This is a genomic window from Arsenophonus nasoniae DSM 15247 (assembly GCF_000429565.1).
Lineage (GTDB): Bacteria > Pseudomonadota > Gammaproteobacteria > Enterobacterales > Enterobacteriaceae > Arsenophonus > Arsenophonus nasoniae.
In genome coordinates this window covers 42,989-51,101 of record NZ_AUCC01000015.1, presented here as the reverse complement: position 1 = coordinate 51,101, position 8,113 = coordinate 42,989, and the positions used below count along the sequence as shown (strand labels likewise).

At 39.1% G+C, this 8,113-nt stretch carries 6 protein-coding genes; 3 read left to right on the top strand and 3 right to left on the bottom strand.

Annotation, left to right across the window (positions count from 1 at the left end; translation table 11 throughout):
• The first annotated feature begins 380 nt into the window (after window positions 1-380).
• The 3 genes from ldtD (at window position 381) to G468_RS0105525 (ending at window position 3,669) form a co-directional block, all read left to right on the top strand.
• Window positions 381-2,072: a L,D-transpeptidase gene (gene ldtD / locus G468_RS0105535; protein WP_026822282.1), complete on the top strand. Its 1,692-nt coding sequence runs from the start codon at window positions 381-383 to the stop codon at window positions 2,070-2,072.
• Window positions 2,073-2,470: 398 nt separating this feature from the next.
• A complete protein-coding gene (gene mepK / locus G468_RS0105530) occupies window positions 2,471-2,986 on the top strand; it encodes a peptidoglycan L,D-endopeptidase MepK (RefSeq protein WP_026822281.1) in 516 nt (171 codons plus the stop codon).
• A 50-nt stretch (window positions 2,987-3,036) separates the two neighbouring features.
• The gene (locus G468_RS0105525; protein ID WP_026822280.1) at window positions 3,037-3,669 is read left to right on the top strand and encodes an MBL fold metallo-hydrolase; all 633 of its coding nucleotides are present in this window, start codon (window positions 3,037-3,039) and stop codon (window positions 3,667-3,669) included.
• Between the two features lie 100 nt (window positions 3,670-3,769).
• Here the strand turns inward: G468_RS0105525 and G468_RS0105520 are convergent, their stop codons facing one another.
• The 3 genes from G468_RS0105520 to asnS form a co-directional block, all read right to left on the bottom strand.
• Window positions 3,770-4,960 carry an amino acid aminotransferase gene (locus G468_RS0105520; RefSeq protein ID WP_026822279.1) on the bottom strand — a complete coding sequence of 397 codons (1,191 nt, stop codon included), beginning with the start codon at window positions 4,958-4,960 and terminating at the stop codon, window positions 3,770-3,772.
• 247 nt (window positions 4,961-5,207) lie between these two features.
• The gene (locus G468_RS0105515; RefSeq protein ID WP_276324658.1) at window positions 5,208-6,347 is read right to left on the bottom strand and encodes a porin; all 1,140 of its coding nucleotides are present in this window, start codon (window positions 6,345-6,347) and stop codon (window positions 5,208-5,210) included.
• A gap of 306 nt (window positions 6,348-6,653) precedes the next feature.
• A complete protein-coding gene (gene asnS / locus G468_RS0105510) occupies window positions 6,654-8,054 on the bottom strand; it encodes an asparagine--tRNA ligase (protein WP_026822277.1) in 1,401 nt (466 codons plus the stop codon).
• Between the last annotated feature and the right edge of the window lie 59 nt (window positions 8,055-8,113).

Genomic DNA, 8,113 nt, shown 5'->3' with positions numbered 1-8,113 from the left:
GATTCAATCTGGAATCAGCAACACGCGCAAACCAAATAGCCCCATCACAGGGGCATCCTATTAGCAGCATTGGTGGAAGTTGTTAACCATTAACTGTTAGTTGCGTGTAAGTGGCTTTGTGTGAGATAGCGGTTTTGCTCTAAGCATAATGGTAAAGATAGCACACGGGGGTGAAAAATTAATTTGTACATAACTGTGTATATAAAAATAACTTTAATTACCATAATATTAATTAGTTCATTGATTATTAATATTATTTTTAAACAAAGATTTATTTTTGTATCAAATAAAAGACAACAAATTAGTTAATTTTAACCTGCTAAAGATAAATTTTTTACTCTGCTATTAAAACAATAAAAATGAAATAAAAAGGTGATATTATGGCGAATAAAAGAGTGAACACTTTGCGTGCTTCACTAATATGCTGTGTAATATTAGCAATAACACCAGCATCTGCTGAGTTGGCGCAAATAGACACGATCACAAATACCCAAGTCCCTTTAACAAATTTGGTTTCTGAGCAGAAAAATATCACTGCGCCAGAGATACAAAAAAGCCGTCAGCAACTGCAAGGCTGGTTATCACCTGGTACTAATTTAGTCTACATAGACAGGTTAGCGAAGCTCTATGCTGAAAATAATATGCAACCTTTATGGGATGATGAACCTGCGGTATTAGAATTTAAACAGCAATTAGCAGAATTAGCACTGGCTGGTTTTCAGCCTCAGTTTGGTAAATGGCTATCGTTATTAGTAAAAAATAAACAACTCAATCAGATTGAACGAGATGTTATTTTGTCAGATGCGATGTTAGGTTATTTATATTTTATATGTAATGTAAAATATAATGGCAAAGATTGGTTATATCAAAAAACACCTTTTCAACTCCGCGAGCCAACGATTGGCGGTGTTTCTCAGTGGCAAACGGCAATTAATTCTAAACAATTAGCCAGTTGGATCAAAACATTAGCGCCACAACACGCCTCATATCTACCGATGAGAACGAAAATGTTGGCTTATTTAGCAGATCAACAAATATGGCCAAAAATAAATACGGTGAGTCTATTAAAACCAGGGCAAACAAGCAATGATCTTGTTTCTTTAAGTGAAATTTTAACCCGCAATGGGTTATTAACGCAGGATGCCGATACAGATAATACTCGTCATTATGGTGGCTTATTAGTTGATGCGGTTAAACAATTTCAGCGAATGTATGGATTAGAGCCGGATGGTATTATTGGTAACGCAACATTAAAATGGCTAAATACTTCTCCTACCGATCGTGCTGGTTTACTGGCGATTAATATCCAGCGCTTAAGAATTATTCCTAATGAAGGTGGCTCTGGCATCTTAGTTAATATTCCAGCTTATACTTTACATTTTTACTTAAATAATCAATTGATTATAGATTCTAAAGTCATTGTGGGTCGCCCTGATCGTAAAACCCCGATAATGAGCAGTGAACTTAATAGTGTTGTTATTAATCCACCTTGGAATGTCCCTACCAGCATGGTGCGTAAAGATATTTTGCCTCAAGCTAGAAGGGATCCGGGCTATTTTGCTCGCCGAGGTTTTACGGTTTTATCCGGATGGGAGCGTAATGCCTATCCTATTGATCCTTACTCGATTAATTGGAATGCCATCTCATCTTCCTCCTTTCCCTATCGTGTACGCCAGGCACCCGGTCCATCCAATGCCCTAGGCCGCTATAAATTCAACATGCCAAGTTCTGACGCAATTTACTTACATGATACCCCTAACCATAGTTTATTTAATCGGCAAAATCGTTCAATTAGCTCGGGTTGCGTTAGAGTGAATAAGGCATCAGTTTTAGCATCAATTTTACTTGCGCGTGCCAGTTGGGATCAAAAGCGTATTGACGGTGCACTTCAATTAGGTGAGACACGTTATATTAATATTCCGGGTCGAATACCTATTTATCTTTATTATCAAACTGCCTGGGTTGATAACAAAAATATCGCTAATTTTCGCGATGACATCTATGGCTATGACAATGTTATTTATGGGGCGATGAATTATTTAAATGAAATAAGAACCTCTCTTAACCAATGAATAAAAATAATATAAAAGAGGCAAAAACTTCTTTTATATTAAATGATAATCACAGATTATTTTTTACCCATTAAGTATAGATGCATAAATATCGCTGTTAATGGTAAATTATGCTTTTTTCAAGATAACAGACTAAACGTAGGTCGCTAACAAAATTGATTGATAATCAGCCTAATATAAGTATGATTTGTATAAATATTGAACAATTTGATGTGCTTATCGCAATAATAGATTATAATAATGTTATTTGTATTTATAATTAATATGTATTAATTGTGATATTCTATAGCGTTACATGAATATTTTTTACATAATTATACAAAATTAGTGAAATAAATTCGGTATAATTATCGTACATATTGATTATTATTTTTTCTTTTTATTTGAGTTAAGTGGCTATGGACAATATTGATCAGAATCGACGAAAATGGCTAGGTTATGGCGCGATAACACTAGGTTTTAGCTTATTACCTAGCCATGCCTTTGCGGCATTAACCACCCCGCGACCCAAAATTTTGCGCTTTGAAAATCTTCATACTGGTGAATTTCTTAAGACTGAATTGACCCGATTGAATCACTTATTCCGTGATCATCGTAATAATAAAATTAAAACTATTGATCCGAAATTATTTGATCAGATTTATTTGTTGCAAATGTTAATGGGAACCAATAAACCTGTTCAACTCGTTTCTGGTTATCGTTCTGTCGAAACCAATAATGCACTGCGACGTAAAAGTAGTGGAGTTGCTAAAAATAGCTATCATACCCATGGTCGTGCAATGGATTTTCATATTAAAGGGATCGAACTTAGTCATATCCGTAAAGCAGCATTAAAGATGCGCGCGGGTGGAGTAGGCTATTATCCTAATAGTAATTTTGTCCATATTGATACAGGACCGGTCAGAAAATGGTAATCTATTAGATATTAAATAAATTTTTATTTAAATAATGGATTTACAACTATATGAAATTCAAAATTATTCCTGTAACCGATTTTAGGCAGAATTGTACGCTAATTTGGGATGAAAACAGCTTAGATGCCGTTATTGTTGATCCTGGTGGTGAAGCAGCAAAACTAATTGCTGAAATTGAAAAGCGTTCATTAAATTTACACTATATCTTGTTAACTCATGGTCATTTTGATCACGTAGGTGCTTGTGCCGAGATAGCAGCACATTTTTCGGTGCCCATTTATGGCCCGCAAAAAGAAGATGAATTTTTGATCAAAGGATTGGCAGTGCAAAGTCAAATGTTTGGCGTTGCACAATGCCCTGACTTTACGCCTGATCGCTACTTGCAGGAAGGAGATGAAATTCGTTTTGCTGATATCAAACTGTCGGTCTTACATTGCCCAGGGCATACGCCTGGACATATTATCTTTGTTAATCATGCGGATAAGCTAATTTCGATGGGAGATGTACTTTTCCAGGGCAGCGTTGGGCGCACTGATTTTCCACAAGGTGATCATGCAACATTAATCCATTCAATTAAAACAAAAATTTTGCCCCTCGGTGATGATTATCAATTTATTCCTGGCCATGGAGCAATGTCTAATTTGGCTGCTGAGCGACAATTTAATCCCTTCTTGCAAGACTAGTTTTATCCAGATCCGATAAATTTGATGTTGGCTGTGAATAATAAAAAACCGATTAGGGCATTGGCCTAATCGGTATCTATCTGAATTAAAAGATGTTTCTTTACAATACGTCAATGATAGCTTTGCATAAAGGAACCATATTCTCTAACGTTAAGCCAGCAACATTAATTCGACCTGAACTAATTGCATAAATTGCATGCTTTTCACGTAACTGAGCTACCTGTTCTTCATTAAGTCCACTAAAAGAGAACATGCCGTTTTGTTTGCTAATAAAACTAAAATCTTGCTTAGCGCCTTTTTCTTGTAATGTATTGACAAATAATTGCCGCATCCGTTGGATACGTTGCCGCATAGTTGTTAGCTCTTCGATCCATTCTTTTTTTAGTAATTCATCAGATAAAATCGTAGTAACAATAGCTGCACCGTGGGCGGGGGGATTAGAGTAGTTGGCGCGAATAATCGATTTTATTTGACTAAATGCTCGTTCTGCTTGCTCACTATTATTGGCAATAATTGTACAGGCACCAACCCGTTCATTATATAAACCAAAATTTTTCGAGTAGGAACTGGCAATGATAATTTCAGGATTTTTGTTGGTAAAAATACGTAAACCTTGCGCATCTTCGTCCAAGCCTTTAGCAAAGCCTTGATAGGCAAAATCAAAAACCGGCAGTAAGCTTTTCTCTGCTGCCAGCGTAGAGAGTATTTCCCACTGTTCTGGCGTTGGGTCGATACCGGTAGGGTTATGGCAGCAACCATGCAGTAATAGAACATCACCTGGTTTTGCATCTTCCAAGCTGGTTAACATGCCGGCAAAATCCAGATTGTGCTTTTCAGCGTCATAGTAATGGTAATAACAGCTTGTCAGGCCGGCCGCTTTAAATATATTCTCGTGATTTGGCCACGTTGGTTGGCTGATCCAGACGCGTTGGGCAGTGGTCTGTTTAGCAATAAATTCAGCCGCGATCCGCAATGCTCCGGTTCCGCCTGGTGCCTGTGACGTGCGGGCACGGTTTTCGGCAATAACCGGATGGTTGTTGCCGAAAAGCAATGCTTGCGTAACGGTGGCAAATTCCGCTATCCCACTAATAGCAAGATAATTTTTAGTCACTTCCTGCTCTAACAGATATTTTTCTGCTTTTTTGACGGAAGTAAGAATGGGGGTTTTCCCTGACTCATCCTTGTAAACACCAATACCTAAATTGATTTTTTGTTTACGCGGATCAGCATTAAAACTCTCTGCTAAACCTAAGATAGGATCCGCAGGAGCCGCAATAATATTTTCCAACATATTTATAATTCCAGTAACTCAATTGTTATTTGGTAATCGAGGGATCTCAGGTTAACGCGATGAAAATGATTTGCCAACACTCTGCGATAAAAATAAGGCAAACTTGTGATATTAGTTTAGGTTGGTATTGTCTGATAGGTAACAATATTTTAACAGTTAACATGAACTACTAAAAAAAGCAGCGCTTATGCGCTGCTTTTTAGATTTACGTTTTCACTTTTACTGTTAAATCACCGCTAAGCGATAATTAGAACTGGTAAACTAAGCCTAAACCAACCAGGTTGTCTCTGCCAATACCATATTTATCAGCAAAGCCATTGCTGCCATTGATTAGGTTAATTTTGTAATCAACAACTGCGGTCAGGTTTTTGTTGAAATAGTAGAAAGCACCTAAAGAAACGTATTTCACTAAGTCTTGCTTCTGCGAGTAGGCAGGATCAGTTAAATCTTTACCTTTAGACTGCACATAGGCAATAGATGGTTTCAGACCAATTTCGTCAAACAGATACTGACCAACCAATTCAAAGTTCTCAGTTTTGTTAGCGACGCGAGTTAGACTAAGATCAGTAACAGGATCTACACCTCTACCAAAACGGGTCATATTACGGGTTTCACCGTACATAGCTGCCAGATACAGGTTGTTGGCATCATATTTGATACCGGCGTTCCAACCTTCCGCACTGTTACCGCCAGCCCCACTGTCAGTTTTTTGCTGATCAGTCAGGCCACGATTGGATTTAGCATAACCCGCACCCAGCGCCACGCCCCAGCCGATATCATAGTTAGCAGCCAAACCGAAGCCATCACCGTTATTTTTCAGAACCTCTTTGCTATCTGATTTATTGCTTTCCGTATTTTTGCCTTGGTATTGTAGGGCGAAGTTCAAGCCATCGACCAGACCAAAGAAATCAGTGCTACGGTAAGTTAACAGGTTACGGTTACGGCCAGTCAGATAGCTGTCAGCCTGAGACATAGAGTCTGCACCATAAAGAGGCAGCACGTCAGTCCAAGCGTTGACATCATACAGAACACCGTAGTTGCGACCATAGTCTATTGAACCAAAGTCAGCAATTTTCAAACCGGCATAAGCTAGACGGTTTGTGTTTTCGTTCTCAGCTTCACTTTTGTTGGTTTTAGTTTCCCATTCGAAACGACCAAAACCAGTCAGCTGATCAGAGATTTGAGTATCACCTTTAATACCAAGACGAACACGCGAATCATCGCCTTCATCGCCACCACTGCTTTTGCCAAAGAAGTGACGAACGTCAACTTTACCGTATAGATCCAGTTTGTTGCCGTCTTTGTTATAGATTTCAGCTGCGTTTGCTGTACCAGCTCCAGCTATCAACGCCGGGATAACTATTGCAAGAATATTGCGCTTCATCATTATTATTACCCTCATTGGTGTTATTCGGAGACCTGCCACTGCCAAAAATAAATTCCCAACCATTGGGAACTATCTCTAAGAGTTTAGTGTCGTCTCGTTTCTGCGTCCAGTGTTCCATTGGTAAATATTTTTATCTACCCTGAAAATGATACAAAAATACAATATTTGTAACAAAAAGAAATTATATGTTTCAAAATGTAAATAAAGGGGAACTTTTTGATATTTATCATAAATAGAAATAAAAAGACCAGCGGTATACTGGCCAGTTATGATTAAAATATTTATTCGTTTTATAAGATTAAATATTTAAAAGCTCGCGTTACGTGGAGTGCGCGGGAAGGCGATGGTTTCACGGATATTTTGTACCCCAGTGACATAAGCAACTAGGCGTTCAAATCCAAGACCAAATCCAGCATGGGGTACGGTACCATAGCGACGCAGATCGCGATACCAACTATAATCTTGTTGGTTAAGCCCCATTTCGTCCATGCGAGCATCCAGTTTATGCAATCGCTCTTCACGCTGAGAGCCACCAATAATTTCGCCAATACTTGGCGCTAATACATCCATAGCAGCAACGGTTTTATTATCATCATTCAGACGCATATAAAAAGCTTTGATATCTTTTGGGTAATTTTTAACCACCACGGGGGCTTTGAAGTGTTGTTCTGCTAAATAACGTTCATGTTCCGAAGAGAGATCAATACCCCAAGCCACTGGGTTTTCAAAGGTTTTGCCCGATTGCTCTAGCACTTTAATGGCATCGGTATAGTCGATTTGGGCAAAATCAGAGACAATAAATTTTTCCAACCGGCTGATCACCTCTTTATCAATCCGTTCGGCAAAAAAGGTTAAATCATCATGGCGTTCTTGCAAAACCGATTTGAAGACATACTTTAACATTTTCTCGGCCAGCGACGCGATATCGTTCAAATCGGCAAAAGCCACTTCTGGTTCAACCATCCAGAATTCGGCTAAATGGCGGCTGGTATTTGAGTTTTCTGCCCGAAACGTTGGGCCAAAGGTATAAATTTTGCTTAAGGCACAAGCATAAGCTTCGCCATTTAGCTGACCGGATACGGTTAGAAATGCTTCTCGGCCAAAAAAGTCTTTATCAAAATTAATATCACCTTTTTCAGTTCGAGGAATATTCTGTAAATCTAACGTTGAGACCCGAAACATCTCACCGGCACCTTCGGTATCGGAGGCGGTGATAATGGGGGTTGAGACCCAAAGGTAGCCTTCTTCATGAAAGAAACGGTGAATCGCTTGGGCTAGCGTATTGCGAACACGGGCAATGGCGCCGATAAGATTGGTGCGCGGACGTAAATGTGCCACTTCGCGTAAATATTCAACGCTATGACGCTTGGCAGCCATCGGATAACTATCCGGGTTTTCTACTATACCGACGACGACAACCTGAGTAGCAGATAATTCAAATTGTTGTCCTTGACCTTCCGATGGCTTGACAATGCCGGTTACTTCAACCGAACAGCCGGTGGTCAGGTGTAAAACGTCGTTTTCATAATTATCTAGTTCTTTATTTACAATAGCCTGTAATGGATTAAAGCAGGAACCGTCATAGATAGCGAGGAATGAGAAACCGGCTTTTGAATCTCTCCTTGTACGTACCCAGCCACGAACGGTGACTTCTTCGCCTACCGCTACACGGCCTTGTAGTACTTCGACTACAGGCGCTATGTTCATAAAATACTCTCTTTTGCAATTTAGTTGTTTAAAGTTGTTTGATCCCGTTTGGGAAAGGC